Source organism: Paraburkholderia gardini (assembly GCF_907164575.1).
Classification (GTDB): domain Bacteria; phylum Pseudomonadota; class Gammaproteobacteria; order Burkholderiales; family Burkholderiaceae; genus Paraburkholderia; species Paraburkholderia gardini.
In genome coordinates this window covers 70,357-91,556 of sequence record NZ_CAJQYY010000010.1, presented here as the reverse complement: position 1 = coordinate 91,556, position 21,200 = coordinate 70,357, and the positions used below count along the sequence as shown (strand labels likewise).

The window sequence follows — 21,200 nt, the reverse complement described above, 5'->3', positions numbered from 1 at the left end:
CGATTTCGCGTTCGGCGCTCGCCTGTTCGGTGGCCGTGGCGGTCGGCATGGTCGCGTTGCTGACCGCGCAGCCCGCGCAGGCGGTCTATGCGATCGCGCAGTACGGCGAGCCGAAATATCCAGCGGATTTCAAACACTTCGATTATGTGAATCCGTCGGCGCCGCGCGGCGGTACGCTGGTGCTCGCGAATCCGGACCGGCTCACGAGCTTCGACAAATTCAATCCGTTCACGTTGCGGGGCAACGCGGCGCCTGGTCTCGGCGTGATGTTCGAAAGCCTGACGACGGGCAGCTCCGACGAAGTCGCGTCCGCGTATGGCCTGCTCGCCGACGACATCCGCATTGCGCCCGACGGCCTGTCGACAACATTCCACATCAACCCGCGCGCGCACTTTTCGAACGGCGATCCGGTCACGGCCGACGACGTCAAATACTCGTTCGACACGTTGAAAAGCCCGAAGGCCGCGCCGCAGTTCGCTGCGTATTTCGCGGAGATCACGCGCGCGGTGGTGGTCGATCCGGGGACGATCCGCTTCGAGTTCCGTCAACGCAATCGCGAGTTGCCGCTGATCGCGGGCGGCGTGCCGGTCTTCTCGCGCAAGTGGGGGACGAAGCCGGACGGCAGCCACGTTGCGTTCGATCAGATTGCGTTCGAGAAGCCCGTCGGCAGCGGTCCGTATGTGATCGAGCACTACGACAACGGCCGCGATATCACCTATCGCCGCGATCCGAACTACTGGGGCGCGACGTTGCCGGTGCGCGTCGGCATGTTCAACTTCGAACGCATCACGTACAAGCTGTACTCCGACGAAACCGCGCGACGCGAAGCGTTCAAGGCCGGCGAATACGACGCGTTCGTCGAATACGTCGCGCGTAGCTGGGTGCGCCGCGACGTCGGCAAGAAGTTCGACAGTGGCGAGTTGATCAAGCGCGAATTCGTGCAGCACAACGGCACGGGTATGCAGGGTTTTATCCTCAATCAGCGCAGGCCGCTCTTTCAGGATGTCCGCGTGCGCAAGGCGCTCGATCTCGCGCTCGACTTTCAATGGCTCAACCGGCAGCTTTTTTACAATCAGTACAAGCGGATCGACAGCTTTTTCGTGAACACCGATCTGCAGGCGACGGGGCTTCCTTCCGCTGGCGAACTCGCGTTGCTGAACCCGTGGCGAACGAAACTCGATCCTGCGGTTTTCGGGCCGCCGCCGAAGCAGCCCGATACCGATCCGCCCGGCTCGCTGCGTGCCAACCTGTTGCAGGCGCGCGCGCTGTTGACCGAGGCGGGCTGGACCTATCGCGATGGCGCGTTGCGTAACGCAAAGGGCGAGCCATTCGAGTTCGAGATTCTCGACGATTCGGGCTCGGCCGCGGCGATGGAGCCGATCATAGCGACGTTCGTGCGCAATCTCGGCAAGCTTGGCATCGTCGTGCGTTTTCGGGTCGTCGATTTCGCGCTGTACCAGAAACGCCTGGACGCATTCGATTTCGACGCCACCACGATCCGCTATCCCGACGTGCAGGTGCCGGGCTCCGAGGAGATCGACCGCTTCGGCAGCAAGGCCGCGGATGACCCGGGTTCGGGCAACTATATCGGCCTGAAGTCGCCAGTCGTCGATTCGATCCTGAGCGCGCTGATCCAGGCGCAGACGCGCGAGCAGCTCGTCGACGCAACCCATGCGCTCGACCGCGTGCTGATGCATGGTTACTATGTGGTGCCGCACTGGTACAGCGCGACACACCGCGTAGCTTTCCGTCGCGGCATGGCATGGCCGAAGACGTTGCCGCTGTACTATTCGGCAAACGACTGGATTACGTCGATGTGGTGGTTCGAGCCGAAGCCTTGAGGTTGCCCATCGCACGTTCGCAGCTTTCTTCCGGTGTCGCCGTACGCCTTCCATTGCTCTCGACCACGCCCTGGACATTCGCCCATGTGGAGCTACATCCTCAAACGCCTGCTGTTGATGATCCCGACGCTGCTCGGCGTGTTGACGCTGACGTTCGTCGTGATCCAGTTCGTACCGGGCGGCCCGGTCGAGCAGGCGGTTCACGATCTGCGCAAGGGCGCGGAGCAGGGCCCGTCGTTCGGTCTGCGCGCACATTCGGGCGTCGACGCGCAGCAGATCGCGCAACTCAAGGCGCTCTACGGTTTCGACAAGCCCCCGCTCGAGCGCTACGTGCTGATGCTCAAACGCTTTGCACGCTTTGATCTCGGGCAAAGCTATTTTCACCATCAAAGCGTGTGGTCGCTGATCGTGTCGAAGCTGCCGGTGTCGATCAGCATCGGTCTGTGGACGTTCTTCCTGACCTATCTCATCTCCGTGCCGCTCGGTATCGCGAAAGCGGTGCGAAACGGTTCGCGCTTCGACGTCGCGACGAGCCTGCTGGTGCTGGTCGGCTACGCGATTCCAGGATTCGTGCTCGGTGTGCTGCTCCTCGTGCTGTTTGGCGGCGGCTCGTTCCTGCAGCTCTTTCCGCTGCGCAACCTCACGTCCGATAACTGGGACCAACTGAGTATCGGCGGCAAGATTCTCGATTACCTGTGGCACATCACGTTGCCGATTTTCGCTTCCGTGATCGGCAGCTTTGCCGTCGTCACGATGTTGACGAAGAACGCCTTTCTCGACGAAATCCGCAAGCAATACGTGCTGACGGCGCGCGCGAAGGGTCTCTCCGAGCGGCGCGTGTTGTGGAAGCACGTGTTTCGCAATGCACTGCTGCCGTTGATCGTCGGCTTTCCTGGCGCGTTCATCGGCGCGTTCTTCACGGGTAGCCTGCTGATCGAGACGCTGTTCTCACTCGACGGTCTCGGCCTGTTGTCGTACGAATCGGTGGTGCGCCGCGACTATCCGGTCGTGCTCGGCACGCTCTATCTGTTCACGCTGATCGGTCTTGCGACCAAGCTGATTTCCGACCTGTGCTACGTCTGGGTCGATCCCCGCATTCAATTCGAACAACTGGAGCGCTGACTTGAGCCAGGCCGTTCCAAATACCCGCAACGAGACGGTTCGCACGCTGGTATCGCCATCGCCGGCGCGACGCGTCTGGACACGTTTCAGGCAGCAGCGCTCCGGCTACTGGAGTCTGATCATCTTCGTCGTGGCGTTCGCGGCGAGTCTCGCCGGGCCGCTGTGGTCGAACGACAAGCCGCTCGTCGCACGTTACGAGGGCCACCTGTACTTTCCGCTCTTCGAAACCTATCCGGAAACCACGTTCGGCGGCGACTTCCCGACACCTGCGGACTATCTCGATCCGTACATCCGGCATCGCTTCGACGCACCCGGTAATTTCGCGATCTATCCGCCGAACCCGTACTACTACGACACGCTCAACTATTTCTCGAAGGTGCCCAATCCCGCGCCGCCTTCACGCGACAACTGGCTCGGCACCGACGACCGCGGCCGCGACCTGTTCGCGCGATTGCTGTACGGGTTTCGCGTGTCGGTGGAATTCGCGCTGGTGTTGACGTTCATCGGCACCGTGATCGGCATCTTCACGGGCGCGATACAGGGATATTTCGGCGGCAGGACGGATATCGTCGGGCAGCGGCTCATCGAGATCTGGAGTGCGATGCCCGAGCTCTATCTGCTGATCATTTTCGCGTCGATTTTCGAGCCGGGCTTCATCCTGCTGATCGTGCTGCTGTCGCTGTTCGGCTGGATCGGTTTGTCGGACTACGTGCGTGCGGAGTTTCTGCGCAATCGCCAGCAGGACTATGTGCGTGCGGCGCGGGCGATGGGTCTTTCGAACTGGCAGATCATCTGGCATCACGTGCTGCCGAACAGTCTTACGCCGGTCATCACGTTCCTGCCGTTCCGGATGAGCGGCTCGATTCTCGCGCTCACCAGCCTCGATTTTCTCGGCCTCGGTGTGCCGTCGCCGACGCCGAGTCTTGGCGAACTGCTCGCGCAGGGCAAGGCCAATCTCGACGCGTGGTGGATCTCGCTGTCGACGTTCAGCGTGCTCGTCGCCACGCTGTTGCTGCTGACATTCATGGGCGATGCGCTGCGCAACGCGCTCGACACCCGCATCTCCGACGCGATGCGTGCGGGAGGCAACCAGTGAGCGGCGCGAACGCATCCACCAAACCGCCGTTCGCGGGGCCGCTGCTCGCGCTCGATCGTCTGCATGTGACGTTCGGCGATACGGTCGCGGTCAACGACGTGACGCTGGCCATCGAGCGCGGCGAGCGGGTGGCGCTCGTCGGCGAATCGGGTTCGGGCAAGAGCGTGACCGCACTGTCGATCCTGCGGCTGTTGAGCGACGCGCAGGTGAGCGGCTCGATCCGCTTCAACGGCGAAGAACTTCTGACAAAGAGCGAGCGCGAAATGCGCGGCCTGCGCGGCTCCGACATCGCGATGATCTTCCAGGAGCCGATGACGGCGCTCAATCCGCTCTACACGATCGGCGACCAGATTGCCGAGACGATCGTGATCCACGACGGCGTGTCGTCCCTTGAAGCGCGCAAGCGTACTGTCGCGCTGCTCGCGCGTACGGGTATCGCCGAGCCGCAGAAGCGCGTCAACAGCTATCCGCATCAGCTGTCGGGTGGTCAGCGCCAGCGCGCGATGATCGCGATGGCGTTGTCATGCCGGCCGCGTCTGCTGCTTGCCGACGAGCCGACGACGGCGCTCGACGTCACGATCCGTGCGCAGATCGTCGAATTGCTGCTCGAACTCCAGCGCGACGAAGCGCAGAAGCGCGGCATGGCCGTGCTGCTGATCACGCACGACCTGAATCTCGTGCGGCATTTCGCGCAACGCGTGGCCGTGATGGAGAAGGGCGTGCTCGTCGAAAGCGGGCCGGTCGAGCAACTCTTCGCATCGCCGCAGCATCCGTACACGCAACGTCTGCTGCGGAGTCGTCCGGAGCGGACCGTGATGCCGGTGATGCCGATTGCGCCGGTCATCCTCGAGGCACGCAATGTCTCGGTCGATTTCCGCACGAAGCTGCCTGGCATGAGCGGGTGGTTCCGCTCGGGGCGCGTTCGCGCGGTGGCGGGCGCGGATGTGTCGGTGAGGCAAGGAGAGACGCTCGGTATCGTCGGCGAATCGGGATCGGGAAAATCTACCCTTGCGATGGCGCTACTCGGCCTGCAACGCACGGCCTCGGGCGAAATCGATTTCCAGGGCAGGGCGCTCAAGACCTGGCGGGGGCGTGAACAGACCGTGTTGCGCTCGAATATGCAGGTGGTCTTTCAAGATCCGTTCAGTTCACTTTCGCCGCGGCAGACGATCGAGCGGATCGTCGGCGAGGGACTTGCGCTGCATCGTCCTCAACTGGGGGCGCAGGGGCGACGCGAGAAAGTGATCTCGGTGCTGCGCGAAGTCGGCCTCGACCGGACCGTCTTGCAGCGCTATCCCCATGAATTCTCCGGCGGCCAGCGGCAGCGGATCGCTATCGCACGGGCGCTGGTGCTGGAACCACGGCTCCTCGTGCTCGACGAGCCGACCAGCGCGCTCGACGTCTCGATCCAGCAGCAGGTGCTCAAACTCCTGACCGGTTTGCAGCAAAAATACAACCTCGGTTTCGTCTTTATCAGTCACGACCTCGCGGTGATCGGTGCGATGGCGCATCGGGTTGCGGTGATGCAGAACGGTTCTATCGTCGAGTCGGGGGATGTGGAGAAGATTTTTGCTGCTCCAGGTCATCCTTACACACGAAAGCTGCTGAAAGCTTCGTTCGCTACCTGACATTCGCCAATTGGGTGCGTCGCTCGATTGTATTTTTCTATTTGTTTTGACAGATAAATACTTACTGGCTAGTATCGACAAAACTTTCCGTATCCCACTGATTTTTAGGCAAAAAATACCGACCGATGCAGCACCGATCTTTAACCCAGGCTTGCACGCGCGTCGTCGCCGGGATGTTTATCGGCGTCATGATGGCTGCAGCTCCCGGCGCGTTCGCCGACGAAGTAAGCAGTATTAACCAGAACGCCACACTTTCGATCCAGAATGGATCGGATATGCTGTCCCCCCCCAGTTCGCAAAACCAGAGCGCCTCATTGCCGGGCGATAGGGGTGCGCGGTCGTTTCTTTCCGGCATGGCCGGGAAGGCTGGCGATGTCGTGGTGGGCGCACTTAACATGATTGGCGTGCGCTACCGCTGGGGTGGCAACACACCGGATTCCGGTCTCGATTGCAGCGGGTTCGTGCGCTACGTGTTCCAGGACACGCTGGGCATGGCGCTTCCGCGCCGCGCCGAGGAAATGAGTCACGTCGGTGAAAAGGTTCGCATGAGCGAATTGAAGCCGGGCGATCTCGTGTTCTTCAACACGATGCGCCGTGCGGCTTCCCACGTCGGCATCTATATCGGTGACAACAAGTTCGTGCATTCGCCGTCCACGGGCAGCACGATCCGCGTCGACGATCTGGACGACGGTTATTGGGAAAAACGTTTCACTGGCGCACGTCGTATCGAGACGTCGTTTACGGAACAGCAGGATCTGCGTACGCGTGTGAACGCGACCATCGGCGGCAACTGAACTGACCGGCATTGCCGGTTTCGCGCGTTGCACGCATGAAAAAGCCCGCTTCGTTGAAGATGCGGGCTTTTTTTACGTCTGGCGCTGTCCGGCGAGCAGGGTGAGGGCGCACCCGGAGGTGCAACCAGCCGGATAACCGTCAGACAACGGGCCGTCCGGCTGCGAGTTTGCGCTGGAGTTCCGGCATGATCTTCGCGACGGCTTCCTCGCCGGCAAGGATCGCGGCGTTGCGCTGGCTGAAGTCGCTGCTGTTCATCGCGGCGAGATCCGGGCGGATCACGAAGTCGGCGTACTTGTCGAGCTCGTAGCCCTTGATCGTCTGGCTCATGATCGTGAACGTCTGCATCAGCACGTCGAACGAGCTTGCCGTGAGCCCTGTTTCCGGGCGCGCGGAGATGTCGACCGCGATCACGAAATCCGCACCCATCCGGCGCGCGAACGAGGCCGGCACCGGGCTTACGAGGCCGCCATCCACGTATTCGTGTCCAGCGATCTTCACCGGCTCGAACACCGACGGCACGCTGCACGACGCGCGCACCGCGATGCCGGTATTGCCGCGCTGAAACAGGATCGGTTGACCGGTCTTCAGATCGGTCGCGACGATGCCGAGCGGCTTCACCATCTTTTCGATCGGGCGATTGTTGAGCGTCGTGTTCAGGTAGTTCTGGAGCGCCACGCCCTGCAGGAAACCGCGTGTACGAAAGGGCATCGCCCAGTCGCTGATCGACGCTTCGTCCATCTTCAGGGCGAGCCGGTTCATGTCGATGCCGGTCATGCCCGAGGCGTACAGTGCGCTGACCACCGAGCCCGCGCTCGTGCCGCACACGAGGTCGATCTGGACGCTGCGTGCCTCGAGCGCCTTGATTACGCCGATGTGGGCGAAGCCGCGCGCCGCGCCGCCGCCGAGCGCAAGGGCGACACGCAGCGGCCGGGGCGGTTTGCTGACGGGCGGCGGCGTGATCGCGACGGGGTTATCCGTCGATGTGGTCGTGCACGCGGTAAGGACGGCGGACGCCGCGGCAAGCGAAAAATTGCGGCGGCTCAGACGGGGGGATGACGGCTTCAACGATTTCTCCAGCGGCGGCGTCCGTGCGACCCGGTTCCGGGTGTATCGCGCGACAGGACGCGGCATTCGTTCCCACGCGATCGCCCGCGGCGATCGCACCGCGCCGCAATCAGGACGGCGGCGCGCGCACATCATAAAGCAAAGCACCGTCGCCGCGCGGTAACGGCATGGGAAGACCGCCAGCGCGGAAGATGTCGCAAGGCGCGGCGCGAACCGTTTTGCGAATGCCCCGCGACAGGCGTCGTCAGGCCTGTCCTGAAGCGCGTCGTGAACGTCACCGTGAAGTGTCTTGTGAAATGGGCAAGTCGAAACGTCCCATGTCGGCTTCCGGCAGGGGTCTTCCAGAAGCGCCTGGCGCGGCACGGGCGACTGCAACCGGCGGGTATAATCGCGGTCTTGCATCTGTCATTCGAGTCCACGCGCCGCGTCGCACGCCGCATGCGTCGCATGGACGCGTTCCGCTTTCGCGCGTCATCGCGATGATGTCCGCGCGCCGGCGCCTGCCTTCGAGTAACCGCACATGACCACACCCGTTCGTACCCGTTTCGCACCGAGTCCCACTGGTTTCATCCATCTGGGGAACATCCGCTCAGCGCTGTATCCGTGGGCGTTCGCCCGCAACATGAAGGGCGCGTTCGTACTGCGGATCGAGGACACCGATCTCGAACGGTCGACGTCGGCATCCGTCGACGCGATCCTCGAAGGGATGAACTGGCTCGGCCTCGATTACGACGAAGGTCCGTTCTACCAGATGCAGCGCATGGACCGTTATCGCGAGGTCCTGAAGCAGATGGCCGGGAAGGATCTCGTGTACCCGTGCTACATGTCGACGGAAGAGCTCGACGCGCTGCGCGAGCGTCAGCGTGTCGCGGGCGAAAAGCCGCGTTATGACGGCACGTGGCGCCCTGAGCGCGGCAAGGTACTGCCGACGCCGCCAGCCGGCGTCGAACCGGTGCTGCGCTTTCGCAATCCGTTGACGGGCATCGTTGCCTGGGACGACGCCGTGAAGGGGCGTATTGAAATCTCGAACGAAGAACTGGACGATCTCGTGATCGCGCGTCCTGATGGCACGCCGACCTACAACTTCTGCGTGGTCGTCGACGATATCGACATGCGCATCACGCACGTGATTCGCGGCGACGATCACGTGAACAACACGCCGCGCCAGATCAACATCCTGCGCGCGCTCGGCGCGGAGCCGCCGGTCTACGCCCACCTGCCGACCGTGCTCAACGAGCAGGGCGAAAAAATGAGCAAGCGGCATGGCGCGATGAGCGTGATGGGCTATCGCGACGCCGGGTATTTGCCCGAGGCCGTGCTCAACTATCTCGCGCGTCTTGGCTGGTCGCACGGCGATGCGGAAATTTTTTCGCGGGACCAGTTCGTCGAATGGTTTGACCTCGAGCATCTCGGCAAGTCGCCGGCGCAATACGACCACGGCAAGCTCAGCTGGCTGAACGCGCATTACATCAAGGAAGCCGACAACGCGCGTCTCGCGGGCCTAGCGAAGCCGTTCTTCGGCGAACTCGGTATCGACGACGCAGCGCTTGCTGCAGGTGCCGATCTGACGGCCGTCGTGGGCTTGCTGAAGGACCGTGCCTCAACCGTGAAGGAGATCGCGGAGAACGCCGCGATGTTCTACCGCACGCCGGCTCCGGAACCCGAGGCGGTGGCGCAGCATGTCACCGATGTCGTGCGTCCCGCACTGGCGGATCTGGCTGCTGCACTGAAGGATGCCGAGTGGACGAAGGAAAGCATCGCTGCCACGTTGAAGGCGACGCTCGGCACGCACAAGCTGAAGATGCCGCAACTCGCGATGCCGGTGCGGCTGCTCGTGGCGGGCACGACGCATACGCCATCGATCGACAGTGTGCTGATGCTGTTCGGCCGTGAGGTCGTCGTGAGTCGCATCGAACAGGCGCTCGCCTGAGCGATCGGTGCGATCAGGCGAGCGCGTGAATGCGTACGCATGCGGCTTTGAAAAAAGTCGCATGCGGCGACTCAAAGGGTATTTACAAAACGAGATTCGCTATCTACAATCTCGCTTCTGTTCTGCAAGGGGGTATAGCTCAGCTGGGAGAGCGCTTGCATGGCATGCAAGAGGTCAGCGGTTCGATCCCGCTTACCTCCACCATCAGAGCAGAATGAAGTCTTCCGCGAGTGCAGTCGTTGTAGCAAAAAAGACTTCACAAACGGTAGTACGGCAGTTAGAATATCGTTCTTTGCTGTTGGCGGTAATTAACAGCAAGAACAAGACAGAATCTGAAAAGATTATGTCCCCTTCGTCTAGAGGCCTAGGACATCACCCTTTCACGGTGAGTACAGGGGTTCGAATCCCCTAGGGGACGCCAGACATCAGCGTCGCTTGGTTATCGAAAGCGATGTCGCTTGCAGAGATTTAACTATCGCTCGCGGGCATGCAGTAAATGGAGTGGTAGTTCAGTTGGTTAGAATACCGGCCTGTCACGCCGGGGGTCGCGGGTTCGAGTCCCGTCCACTCCGCCAGATAAAGCCCGTTCAGGAGCGCTTGAGCGGGCTTTTTCATTAAAGGTGTAAGCGTACATTGTCCCCTTCGTCTAGAGGCCCAGGACATCACCCTTTCACGGTGAGTACAGGGGTTCGAATCCCCTAGGGGACGCCAGACATCAGCAGCGCCACAGCAAGCCGGCGATGCAGCTTGAGAGAGATAACCAACGCTCGCAAGCCATGGTGCAAACAAGCTGGAGCGGTAGTTCAGTTGGTTAGAATACCGGCCTGTCACGCCGGGGGTCGCGGGTTCGAGTCCCGTCCGCTCCGCCAGATCAAGAAAAAAGCCTGCTGGGTTTCAGCGGGCTTTTTTCTTTCCCGTCGTCGAATCCTGATGTGCTTCGGCCGTCACTATTGCCGTGGCCTGAGCCGTTCCTTTCGCGACCTTCACGTCCGCGTCGCCCGTACCCGGTCTTGCCCGCTGCCTCGGGCAAACCGCCCTTGCCAGCGCCCGCCGCCTGTCTTACCTTTGTGCCGTCATCATTCCGTCCGTTGCGCCATGCTCGACCCGACCGAAGTCCTGTCGCCCGCCTTCCTGTTGCGCAAAGCCAGCATGGATGACTTCGAGTTCGCCGAGGCACTTACGCGCCGCAACATGGGCGGTTATTACAAGCGCCATCATCTGGTGTGGCGCGGCGATCTGTTTCTTGCCAGCTGGCGGGAGTCGGAAAACTTCATCCTCGAAATGGACGGAAATGGAATCGGCGTGCTGCGTGTCACCGAAGAAGGCGACTCGCTGCATATCCGCGATGTGCAGATCGCCGAAGGACATCGCCGGCAAGGCGCCGGAACCTACATGCTGAACATGTCGCACCGGTGGGCGCGCGCGCGTGGGTTGCGGGAATTGCAACTGTGTGTTTTCGTCGATAACCCCGCAGCCCGTCTCTACCACCGCATGGGATATCGTCTCGCGGGGCCTCGCCTCGCGCAACTCGGGGCGATCCGTCACATGGCGCGGCGCGTCTGACACCGTTCTGGCTTTCACGCATTGCGGCTATTTCAGCTGGCCGCGATGGGCATCCAGCTCATCCACGAACAGGTTGCTTTCATCTTCATTTTCTTCATGCCGGCCGTCGCGATGCTCGACGCCGCGTTCGATGAACGCGCGCGGGCTTTCGCCGAATGCGCGCCGGAACATCGCCGAAAACGCACTCTGGCTTTGATAGCCCAGCTCCTGAGCGACGAGCGAAAGCGGCCGGCCCTGACTCAGCAGCGGGATCGCCCGAGCGAGAATCGCCTGCTGACGCCACTGCGAAAAACTGACCCCCAGTTCCTGGCGAAACAGACGCGCGATGGTCCGCGTACTGGCACCCACGCATGATGCCCAGCTCTCGAGCGAATCCGTGTTGGCCGGATCGGCGATAACGGCTTCGCACAGTGCGCGCAGGCGCTTCTCGGTAGGCATGGGCACGGAAAGCGGTAACGGCTCCGAGCGCGTCAGTTCGTCGAGCGCCAGTGCGCCAAGCAATTGCTCGCGTGCCGCCGAAAGACCGGGCGTATCGAGCGCGGCAATCACTTCGCGCAGCAATCCGGAGACTTCGACGACGCGACATGCGTCAAGCCCCGCGGGCACGATCGATTCGTTCACATACAGTGTCCTCAAAAACGCATCCTCGACGATGATGACTTCGTGCGTGACATGCGGCGGCACCCAGATTGCTCGCGATGGCGGAACCATCCATGTCGTGCCCGACGTCGCCATCCGCAATACACCTCTCGACGCATACGCGACCTGCGCCCATGCGTGTGTGTGACGCGCGATGCGCACGCCGGCCGGCATCGGCCGCGACCGGACGCGGATGGGGTGCGTCGGCGTCGGCGCGAATTCCGGCGGAATGTCGGCGAAATCGACGCGCGTCGATTCCGGCATGGCAATGGGCTGATTCATGACAAGGCAGGGCCGCAACCTGATGCGAAGGATGACGTCATTGTAGGGGCGTTGCAGGCAGTCGGGCGGCGAGTCGCGCGACGTTAGCCATCCGGCAGAGGGTGGCGGAAAATTCGCGCAAGGCATAATGCATGTCATCCCATTTATTTATCTGGAGGAAGCGATGACTTTTGCGACCGCGGACCTGTGCGATGCCAATGAGGACAAGCTGGCCGCAGGCACGCTTCGGGTGCTCGATCCCGTGTTCCGTTTGTGGGGCCGTGCGGGTTCGTTTGGCGGCGAGGCCGTGACGCTGAAGCTCTTCGAAGACAACACGCTGGTACGCGCCACGCTCGAGGAAAATGGGAATGGCCGTGTGCTGGTCGTCGACGGTGGCGGCAGCCGGCGTTGCGCGCTTGTCGGCGGCAATCTTGGCCAGATCGCGGAGAAGAACGGCTGGGCCGGTATTGTGGTGAACGGTTGCGTGCGCGATACGCTCGAGTTGAACGAATGCAATATCGGTATCGCCGCGCTGGCGACCCATCCACAGCGCAGCCAGAAACGCGGAGGCGGCGAGCGCGATATTCCGGTACGTATGCCGGGGTCGGTCGTGCGTCCGGGTGAATGGGTTTATGTCGATGTCGATGGCGTACTGGTCGCGTCCGCGCCGTTGAACTGAGCGGGAGGGGAAGGTAATGCAGAACGTGTTTGTCTACGGCACGCTTCGGGCGGGGGAAGTCAACGACATCAGCTCCGCGGCCGCGCGCCACGATATCGCGGCGCCAACGCTGCTTGGCACTGCGGCAGTGAAGGGCCGGCTATACGACTTCGGCACCTATCCCGGGCTCGTCGTGGATGAGCAGGGTGTGTCCGTCACAGGCGATGTCTATGCAATCGACGATGCACTTGTCGCGGTGCTCGACGAGATCGAGGAGGTGTATCCCGGCGTCGAGGGTTTATTTCAGGGGCGTGATGTCACGGTCGACGTCGACGGCACTGCGGTTGCGTGCCGTTTTTATCCCGTCGCGAAAGAGGCCGTGCCCGGGTTGAAGGAGATCGCCTCAGGCGACTGGGTTGCGCATCGTCGCGGGAGATAGCGGCGCGCACGGGCTTCACGGTATGCATGCGCCATGTACGCGCATTCTTCCGCTAAAACCGAGGTGGGTGTTGATGCGCCACCCGCCGCTGTGAACGGTCACTGCGATCGGCGTGACCAACGTACCCACTGCCCGAAACGAAACGGCTCAACGGGCCGGGACCCATTGAGCCGTCATGTCACGATGATGCACGCGCTCCATACCCGAGCCACGTCGACACTCCAGCAAGCCGTTCAAACCGGCCCGGATTGACGCAAACGCGCTATCAGATCTCTTCGTACAGTGGCAAGGTCAGAAACTCGGTGAAGTTTTCCGATGTCGACATTTCTTCGAAGATTTCCGCGGCACGCTCATAGGGCTTTGTATCGCCGCCGACGGCAACCTTCACCTTGTCGAGTTCCTGCTTCGTCAGATCGCGCACCATCGCAGCGGTGACCTTGCGATCGTCGTCGAGCTTGCCCTTCGGCGAACGGATCCACTGCCACACCTGTGAGCGGGAGATCTCGGCGGTCGCCGCATCTTCCATCAGGTTGTGGATCGGCACGCAGCCATTGCCCCCAAGCCACGACCCCAGGTAATGGATGCCGACGTTGATGTTATTGCGCAGGCCCGCTTCCGTGATGGGGGCTTCCGGGCGGAAGTCGGTCAGGTCTTTCGCGGTGACCAGCACGTCATCGCGCTGCTTGCCGATCTGGTTGGGTTTGTCGCCGAGCACACGGACGAACTCTTCCATCGCGATCGGCACGAGGCCCGGGTGCGCGACCCAGCCGCCGTCGTAGCCGTCGCCGGCGTCACGCGCCTTGTCGGAGCGCACGCCGCCCATCGCCTTGTCGTTGGCTGCCGGGTCGTTCTTGATCGGAATCAGTGCGCTCATGCCGCCGATCGCCGGCGCGTTACGGCGATGACATGTCTTGAGCAGCTGCAGCGCATAGGCGCGCATGAACGGCACGGTCATTGTGATCTGCGAGCGGTCGGCAAGGCAGAAGTCCTTGTCATTCCTGAACTTCTTGATCGCCGAGAAAATGTAGTCCCAACGGCCTGCGTTGAGGCCCGAGCTGTGCTCGCGAAGCTCGTACAGGATTTCGTCCATTTCGAAGGCGGCGAGAATCGTCTCGATCAAAACGGTCGCGCGAATCGTGCCGCGCGCGATGCCCACTGCTTCCTGTGCCGCGACGAAAATGTCGTTCCACAGGCGGGCTTCGAGATGGCTTTCGAGCTTCGGCAGGTAGAAGTACGGGCCCGAGCCGCGCTTCACGAGTTCCTTCGCGTTGTGGAACAGGAAGAGCGCGAAATCGAAGATGCCGCCCGACACGCGCTGGCCATCGACCGTCACATGCTTTTCATCGAGATGCCAGCCACGCGGACGCACGATCAGCGTCGCGATTTTGTCGTTGAGGCGATACGACTTGCCGTTCTGTTCGAGCGAAATCTCACGGCGCACGGCGTCCTTCAGGTTCAGGTGCCCGGTGATCAGGTTGTCCCAGCTCGGCGCGTTCGAATCCTCGAAATCCGTCATGTACGAATCCGCGCCCGAATTCAGCGCGTTGATGATCATCTTGCGTTCCACCGGCCCGGTGATCTCGACGCGACGGCATTCGAGATCCTTCGGCAGCGGTGCGACCTTCCAGTCGCTATCGCGGATGTGCTTCGTTTCAGCAAGGAAGTCAGGGCGCTCGCCGGCGTCGAGACGCCTGGTGCGCTCGGCGCGTGCCTTCAGCAGTTGCTGGCGGCGCGGCTCGAACACGCGATGCAGGTTTGCGACGAGTTCGAGTGCGGCGGGCGTGAGAATCGATTCGAAGCCCGGCTTGATCTCAGCGGTGATACGCATGCCCTGCGGCAGTTGCAACGATAACGACGATTGATTCGTCATGGTTTCTCCCTTGGTCGGTCAGATTACGGAAATACGATGAGGTGCTTCATGCCCGTTCAAACTGTTCAGTTCACGTGGCGCCAGGACTGTGGCGCACGCGGCCTGAGCTTTTCTCGGGCGGCAGGCGGGTGCCCAGAAACGCGGGCAGATCGGCAAGGCTTGTGCCGGTGCCGGACGGGCTCACGCCGAGTTCCTCGGCGGGACTGCGTGTGCGGTTGATCCAGAACGTGGTGTAGCCGAACCACGTCGCGCCGGCGACGTCCCAGCCGTTCGACGACACGAACACGATCTCGCGCGGCGTTGCGCCGAAAGCGGCCGTGCCGAGCGCGTAAGCGGCCGGTGCCGGCTTGTAGGCGCGCACAGTGTCGACTGACAGCACGTGATCGAAAAGGCCGGCCATCCCGGCGCTCTTGACGGCGATATCGAGCATCTGCGGGTTGCCGTTGGACAGGATCGCAAGCCCGATGCGCCCGCCGGCCGCGACGTCGGCGGCAGCGCCCACGCCTGCCCGAGGCTCGCGTAGCTGGCGCAGCATGGGGACGGCGTCGGGGAATGCGGAGAGGCACGCGTACTCGTCCATCAGGCGCTTTTCCGCGACCGTATTCAGCGTGAGACCGAGTTTGCGGGCGGAAAAACGCAGCGCGTCGAGTGTGACGGTCCAGAACGGTTCATAGCGTGCGCCGCCCACATCCGACAGCGTGCGCAACTGCGTGTATTCGATCTGCTTCTGACGCCACAGGAGCGAAAGGGTATCGCCGTGGCCGGGAAACATCTGCTCCGCGGCAGCGACGACCGAATGCACGTCGAAAAGCGTGCCGTACGCGTCGAAAATCACTGCCTTGGGGAAGAGTGTCGTTGTGGCCGACATTGCCGTGCGCTCCAGTCAGAGGTCAAGACAGATTCTATTAGTGATGCCCGGTAGCTAGAAAGACCGTAAACATCACTTGATCTTTTACTTTCATATACCTAATCTGGCGCTCAACGCCATCATCCGCGTCCACACGACGCATCCATTTGCCATGGACCGCTTCAAGCAGATCGAAACGTTCGCCGCCGTCGCGGCACGCGGCAGCCTGTCCGCGGCCGCCCAGGCCGAGGGCGTCGCGCCTGCCATCATCGGGCGCCGGATCGATGCGCTCGAAGAACGGCTCGGCGTGAAACTGCTCGTGCGCACGACGCGGAAAATCACGCTGACGTTCGAAGGCTCCGCGTTTCTCGAGGACTGTCAGCGCATCATCCACGACATGCAGAACGCCGAATCGAGCGTGTCGGCGGGCGGGGTGAAGGCGAGCGGGCATCTGCGCGTGTCGGCGCCGGCCGGTTTCGGGCGGCGTCATGTCGCGCCGCTCGTGCCGGCGTTCACGGTCGCACATCCCGATGTGTCGATCACGCTCGATCTGTCGGACCGGATGGTCGATCTGGTCAACGAGGGGTTCGACTGCGCGGTGCGGCTCGGTGAACTGCCCGATTCGTCGCTGGTCTCGCTGCGCCTCGGCGACAACCGGCGCGTGGTGGTGGCTTCGCCCGCCTATCTCGCGCGGCGCGGCGCGCCGGAAACGCTCGCCGCGCTCGCCGGCCATAACTGCCTCGCGCTCGGCGCGAGCGCGAACCAGCAGCGCGGCTGGTCGTTCCAGCAGGGCGAAAAAGCCGTGACGATCAAGGTCTCCGGCACCATGGAGTGCTCCGACGGCGCGGTGCTGCACGAATGGTGTCTCGAAGGCTACGGCCTCGCGTGGCGCTCGTGGTGGGAAGTCGGCACGGATATCGCGGCCGGGCGTCTCGTTACGGTGCTCGACGAATTCGCGACCCCGCCCATCGGCATCCACGCGGTGTTTCCACAGCGTCGCCATTTGCCGTTGCGGGTACGGCTTTTTCTCGATTTCCTGAAACATACGTACAGTCATCCAGGCTACTGGGGTTAGCGCAAAGCCACGGCTCGCGTGGCCCGCCCGGGTTTCCGATATGCGGACAGACCCGCACACGGGCCGTGCGGCGGATTTCGGCGCACTACAATCGATTCGAGGCGCCGCGCATTGCCTGCTGTTCGCATACGCGCCTGCATCCAGCGGACCTGACGGAGCGCCGCGGCTGACGATGGAGGGCACGATGTTCAAGCACATCCTGGTTCCGACTGATGGTTCAGAGCTGTCCAGAATGGCCATCGACGGCGCAATCGATCTCGCGAAATCCGTCGGTGCGCGTGTGACGGCCTACGCGTGTCTGCCGCAATATCCGTACTCGCCGTTTTCCGAGGTGGTGATCGAGCCGCCGGTCGATTTTCAGGAGCGCAGCGAACGCGAAGCGCGCCTGCATCTGCAGGAGGTCGAGCAGGCAGCGCGCGATGCGGGCGTTGCGTTCTCGAGCGAGACGAGTGTTCATCCGTCGCCGTATCTCGGGATCATCGAGGCGGCGGAGCGGGGTGGTTGCGACGTCATCTTCATGGCGTCGCACGGGCGGCGCGGGCTCGGCAGTCTGCTGATCGGCAGCGAGACCCAGCGGGTCCTGACGCACACCAGAATTCCGGTGATCGTCTACCGATAAGCGTCGTCGTCGACGTTCCCACCCGGCGTCGAGGCGTGGCGCACCATGGATACACCTGAGGAAAAAACGCGCTGGCGGATAGCCAGCGCGCGTCCTGTCCGTTCTTCGCACGGTGATGCCGCGTCGAAACACCTTCCAGATGCCGGCTTCTGACCGGTGACCATGTCTTCTTCAGCAGTGGCCCTCTGCGGGGCCACTTCTCCCTGCGTTGCCTGTCGTGCCGCTCAGGCGACCTTCTTGTCGAAGAACTGCTCGTCTTCCGTCGAGCCATGCAGGGCGGTCGTCGATGCGTCGCGTTCGACCGTCTGCGTCACTGCATCGAAGTAGCCGGTGCCGACTTCACGCTGGTGCTTCACTGCGGTGAAGCCCTTTTCGGCTGCTGCGAATTCGGCCTGCTGCATTTCGACGAACGCGCTCATCTGAGTGCGGGCATAGCCGTGCGCGAGGTTGAACATCGAGTAGTTCAGCGCGTGGAAGCCGGCCAGCGTGATGAACTGGAACTTGTAGCCCATCGCACCGAGTTCCTTCTGGAACTTGGCGATCGTCGCATCGTCGAGGTTCTTTTTCCAGTTGAACGACGGCGAGCAGTTGTACGACAGCAGCTTGCCCGGGAACTGCTTGTGGATCGCCTCGGCGAATTTCTTCGCGAATTCGAGATCCGGCTTGCCGGTTTCGCACCAGATCATGTCGGCGTACGGCGCGTAGGCGAGGCCACGCGAGATCGCCTGTTCGATACCCGGCTTCGTACGGTAGAAGCCTTCGACGGTGCGCTCGCCAGTCAGGAACGGCTTGTCGTTGTCGTCGATGTCCGACGTCACGAGGTCGGCCGCTTCTGCGTCGGTGCGCGCCAGCAGGATCGTCGGCGTACCCGAGACGTCGGCGGCGAGACGCGCCGCCGTCAGTTTCGCGATGTTTTCGCGCGTCGGCACGAGCACCTTGCCGCCCATGTGACCGCACTTTTTCACCGAAGCCAGCTGGTCTTCGAAGTGGACGCCCGCGGCGCCGGCCTCGATCATCGACTTCATCAGTTCGAACGCGTTCAGCACGCCGCCGAAACCCGCTTCAGCGTCCGCCACGATCGGCGCGAAGTAGTCGATATAGCCTTCATCGCCCGGATTCCTGCCTTCGGACCACTGGATCTGGTCGGCGCGCGTGAGCGTGTTGTTGATGCGCTTCACGACGAGCGGCACCGAATTCGCCGGATACAGCGACTGGTCGGGATACATTTCGCCCGCGACGTTCGCATCGCCAGCCACCTGCCAGCCCGACAGATAGATCGCCTTCAGACCGGCCTTGACCTGTTGCATGGCCTGATTGCCGGTCAGCGCGCCGAGCGCGTTGACAAACGGCTCGTTATGGATCGATTCCCACAGCTTTTCAGCACCGCGCTTCGCGAGCGTGTGCTCGACCGGCACCGAGCCGCGCAGACGCACCACGTCTTCAGCGGAATATGACCGCTTGATGCCTTTCCAGCGCGGGTCGGTTTCCCATTGCTGTTGAAGTTGCTGACTCTGTTGTTGACGTGACATGGTGTGCTCCTCTAATTGCCCAAACAGGTGGATCGGTTGATTTGTGTCTCCAGCGAAGCGGGCTTTGCTGCTTTTTCCGGGTGCTTCGTTTCGTGAAGTCTTATATAAGAGTCTAGGCAAATCGAGGCAGGTGCAACAGACGTCTACGAGGCTTTGTTTGATATTTTTTATTTATAAAAATCAAATATTTATAACATTCATCTCACGATGAGAAACGTAATTTCCCATGTTGCAACAGCGATGGTTGTGCCACGCAGCATGATTTTTTACGACGCAAAAAATTTTTCCACATCGTGAAATTTCGCGGATGACGTTAGATGGACGAAAAAAAACCGGTGCCTGAGCACCGGTTTTTCTGAAACTTCGCACGGCGTGTAGCCGTTCAACGTCATATAGCGTCACTGTCGGGTCAGCTTTCAACGCTGACCCGACCGCATGCCAGAGGGCTTAGTCGCCGCGACGTGCGGTACGCGGACCGTCGCTGCGACGGGCGCCGTAGCCACCGTCACGCGAGCCGCCGTAGCCTTCGCGCGAACCGCCGGCCGACTTGCCTGCCCAGCCGCCGCCGCCCGTGCGGGCGCCGCCGCCGTTGCCAGCCGGCTTGCCGCTACCCGTGCCACCGCCGCTACCGAAGCGACGACCGCCGCCGTTGCCGCCACCCGGACGACCACGGCCGCCAAAGCCCGGACGACCACCATTGCCGGACGGTGCCGACTTGCGCGGCTCGAAGCCTTCGACGACGTTGACCGCGAGCGGCGTACGCACGAAACGTTCGATGCGCTTGAGTGCGCCCTGTTCGGCGTGATGCACGAGGCTCACGGCGATACCCGAGCGGCCAGCACGGCCGGTACGGCCGATACGGTGCACGTAGTCTTCCGCGAACTTCGGCAGATCGTAGTTGAACACGTGCGTGACGCCCGGGATGTCGATGCCGCGAGCCGCGACGTCGGTTGCCACGAGCACGCGCACACGGCGCTCACGCAGTGCCTTGATCGTGCGGTTACGCGCGCCTTGCGGCAGATCGCCGTGCAGGGCGGCCGATTCGAAACCAGCGTCGGCGAGACGGCCAGCGAGCTGGTCGGCTTCGTTTTTCGTTGCCGTGAACACGATGGCCTGGTCGAGACCGGAGTCACGCAGCAGATGGTCGAGCAGACGATCCTTGTGATCGCGGTCGTCGACGTAATGCACGGTCTGCGCGATGTTCGTGCGCTGTTCCATGCGCTGGACGATTTCGATGCGTTCAGGGTTCTTCAGCAGACGGCCCGTCAGCGCGCCGATCTTGCCGTCGAGCGTGGCCGAGAACAGCATCGTCTGACGCGTGGCCGGGGTGGACGCAACGATCGTTTCGATGTCTTCGATGAAGCCCATGTCGAGCATGCGGTCCGCTTCGTCGAGGACGAGGATCTGCAGTTGCGACAGGTCGATACGGCCGCGTTCCAGGTGATCGATCAGACGACCCGGCGTGGCGACGAGAATTTCAGGGTTTTTGGCCAGCAGCATCAGCTGTTGACCATAGGCGACGCCGCCGAGGATGCTGACGGTGCGCAGGCGCTTCAGATGCTTGCCGTACGTGGAGGCGGCGGTCGTGACCTGCATCGCGAGTTCACGCGTCGGCGTCAGAACCAGCATCGTCGGACGGGCGACGGGTTGCGGGCGGCGCGTGCGTGCGCCGTCGGCCGGGCGCGGTTCGCGCGGCTGGGCGGCCTGCGCCTTTTGCAGCTGCGAGAAACGCTCGATGGCGGGCAGCATGAACGCTGCGGTCTTGCCGGAACCGGTCGGGCTCGACACCATCAGGTCGCGGCCGGCGAGGCCGGCGGGAATCGCGCGCTGCTGAACCGGCGTCGGCGCCGAATAGCCGGCGGCCGTCAGGGCGGAGACGACATCCGCCGAAAGGCCGAGCGACGCGAACGTCGGGCCGGTCGGCGCTGCGGCGTCGGCCACCACGGCGGCGGTCGCGACATCTTGCGAGGCGACGGCGGCGGGGGTGTCGAGACCGAGGGCTTGATCGGCGATGGCGTTCAACGGGCTGGGGGTATTGCTCGAAGTCATGAGAATCCTTGAAACACGGGAAATGAAACGTCGGCGCCAATCGGCATACCCAGGTCGTCGGATTCAGCGAGCAAAGAAGCAGCGAGCAAATCGAAAAACGGGGGCAGCTCGCAACAATAAAGGCGAGCTTTTCGTTAGAAGCTGTATCGGATGCGACAAGCCGATATTGGCATT

The 21,200-nt window shown here is 62.4% G+C and carries 17 protein-coding genes and 5 tRNA genes; 16 read left to right on the top strand and 6 right to left on the bottom strand.

Annotation, left to right across the window (positions count from 1 at the left end; all coding sequences use genetic code 11):
* Positions 1-47 precede the first annotated feature (47 nt).
* The 5 genes from LPA34_RS10400 (at position 48) to LPA34_RS10380 (ending at position 6,481) form a co-directional block, all read left to right on the top strand.
* Complete coding sequence (locus LPA34_RS10400) at positions 48-1,841, top strand: extracellular solute-binding protein (RefSeq protein WP_228977871.1); 1,794 nt, start codon at positions 48-50, stop codon at positions 1,839-1,841.
* A gap of 84 nt (positions 1,842-1,925) precedes the next feature.
* On the top strand, positions 1,926-2,963 hold the full coding sequence (locus LPA34_RS10395; protein ID WP_228977667.1) for a microcin C ABC transporter permease YejB: 1,038 nt from the start codon (positions 1,926-1,928) through the stop codon (positions 2,961-2,963).
* Between the two features lies 1 nt (position 2,964).
* Positions 2,965-4,059, top strand: coding sequence for an ABC transporter permease (locus tag LPA34_RS10390; RefSeq protein WP_228977666.1), 1,095 nt, complete (start codon positions 2,965-2,967; stop codon positions 4,057-4,059).
* On the top strand, positions 4,056-5,687 hold the full coding sequence (locus LPA34_RS10385) for an ABC transporter ATP-binding protein (protein ID WP_228977663.1): 1,632 nt from the start codon (positions 4,056-4,058) through the stop codon (positions 5,685-5,687). Before LPA34_RS10390 ends, LPA34_RS10385 begins: the two co-directional genes overlap by 4 nt.
* Before the next feature lie 125 nt (positions 5,688-5,812).
* Positions 5,813-6,481, top strand: coding sequence for a C40 family peptidase (locus tag LPA34_RS10380; protein ID WP_228977662.1), 669 nt, complete (start codon positions 5,813-5,815; stop codon positions 6,479-6,481).
* Positions 6,482-6,620: 139 nt separating this feature from the next.
* Here LPA34_RS10380 and LPA34_RS10375 read toward each other — a convergent pair whose 3' ends face one another.
* Entirely contained in the window at positions 6,621-7,646 is a 1,026-nt protein-coding gene (locus tag LPA34_RS10375; protein ID WP_411178896.1) for a patatin-like phospholipase family protein, read from the bottom strand.
* Between the two features lie 421 nt (positions 7,647-8,067).
* On the opposite strand from LPA34_RS10375, the gene gltX reads away from it, so the two are divergent.
* The 7 genes from gltX to LPA34_RS10340 all read left to right on the top strand — a co-directional run bounded on the left by gltX (position 8,068) and on the right by LPA34_RS10340 (position 11,040).
* Entirely contained in the window at positions 8,068-9,477 is a 1,410-nt protein-coding gene (gene gltX, locus LPA34_RS10370; protein WP_228977657.1) for a glutamate--tRNA ligase, read from the top strand.
* 128 nt (positions 9,478-9,605) lie between these two features.
* A tRNA-Ala gene (locus LPA34_RS10365) sits at positions 9,606-9,681 on the top strand.
* 141 nt (positions 9,682-9,822) lie between these two features.
* Positions 9,823-9,898 (top strand) — tRNA-Glu (locus LPA34_RS10360).
* A gap of 77 nt (positions 9,899-9,975) precedes the next feature.
* Positions 9,976-10,052, top strand: a tRNA-Asp gene (locus LPA34_RS10355).
* Between the two features lie 60 nt (positions 10,053-10,112).
* Positions 10,113-10,188 (top strand) — tRNA-Glu (locus LPA34_RS10350).
* A gap of 81 nt (positions 10,189-10,269) precedes the next feature.
* Positions 10,270-10,346, top strand: a tRNA-Asp gene (locus tag LPA34_RS10345).
* A 226-nt stretch (positions 10,347-10,572) separates the two neighbouring features.
* Positions 10,573-11,040, top strand: coding sequence for a GNAT family N-acetyltransferase (locus LPA34_RS10340; protein ID WP_228977655.1), 468 nt, complete (start codon positions 10,573-10,575; stop codon positions 11,038-11,040).
* A 27-nt stretch (positions 11,041-11,067) separates the two neighbouring features.
* Here LPA34_RS10340 and LPA34_RS10335 read toward each other — a convergent pair whose 3' ends face one another.
* Positions 11,068-11,961: an AraC family transcriptional regulator gene (locus LPA34_RS10335; RefSeq protein ID WP_228977653.1), complete on the bottom strand. Its 894-nt coding sequence runs from the start codon at positions 11,959-11,961 to the stop codon at positions 11,068-11,070.
* Between the two features lie 163 nt (positions 11,962-12,124).
* Here LPA34_RS10335 and rraA point away from each other — a divergent pair, with 163 nt between their 5' ends.
* Positions 12,125-12,619 (top strand): ribonuclease E activity regulator RraA, encoded by a 495-nt coding sequence (rraA, locus tag LPA34_RS10330; protein WP_228977652.1) that lies wholly within the window; start codon positions 12,125-12,127, stop codon positions 12,617-12,619.
* A gap of 16 nt (positions 12,620-12,635) precedes the next feature.
* Positions 12,636-13,037, top strand: coding sequence for a gamma-glutamylcyclotransferase family protein (locus LPA34_RS10325; RefSeq protein WP_228977650.1), 402 nt, complete (start codon positions 12,636-12,638; stop codon positions 13,035-13,037).
* Between the two features lie 265 nt (positions 13,038-13,302).
* Here the strand turns inward: LPA34_RS10325 and aceB are convergent, their stop codons facing one another.
* Positions 13,303-14,907, bottom strand: coding sequence for a malate synthase A (gene aceB / locus LPA34_RS10320; protein ID WP_228977648.1), 1,605 nt, complete (start codon positions 14,905-14,907; stop codon positions 13,303-13,305).
* A gap of 70 nt (positions 14,908-14,977) precedes the next feature.
* Entirely contained in the window at positions 14,978-15,775 is a 798-nt protein-coding gene (locus LPA34_RS10315) for a haloacid dehalogenase type II (RefSeq protein ID WP_228977646.1), read from the bottom strand.
* Positions 15,776-15,926: 151 nt separating this feature from the next.
* On the opposite strand from LPA34_RS10315, the gene LPA34_RS10310 reads away from it, so the two are divergent.
* A complete protein-coding gene (locus LPA34_RS10310; RefSeq protein ID WP_228977644.1) occupies positions 15,927-16,829 on the top strand; it encodes a LysR family transcriptional regulator in 903 nt (300 codons plus the stop codon).
* A gap of 184 nt (positions 16,830-17,013) precedes the next feature.
* Positions 17,014-17,448, top strand: coding sequence for a universal stress protein (locus LPA34_RS10305; protein WP_228977643.1), 435 nt, complete (start codon positions 17,014-17,016; stop codon positions 17,446-17,448).
* 224 nt (positions 17,449-17,672) lie between these two features.
* Here LPA34_RS10305 and aceA read toward each other — a convergent pair whose 3' ends face one another.
* Positions 17,673-18,977 (bottom strand): isocitrate lyase, encoded by a 1,305-nt coding sequence (gene aceA / locus LPA34_RS10300; protein WP_228977642.1) that lies wholly within the window; start codon positions 18,975-18,977, stop codon positions 17,673-17,675.
* Between the two features lie 447 nt (positions 18,978-19,424).
* Positions 19,425-21,026 carry a DEAD/DEAH box helicase gene (locus LPA34_RS10295; protein ID WP_228977641.1) on the bottom strand — a complete coding sequence of 534 codons (1,602 nt, stop codon included), beginning with the start codon at positions 21,024-21,026 and terminating at the stop codon, positions 19,425-19,427.
* Between the last annotated feature and the right edge of the window lie 174 nt (positions 21,027-21,200).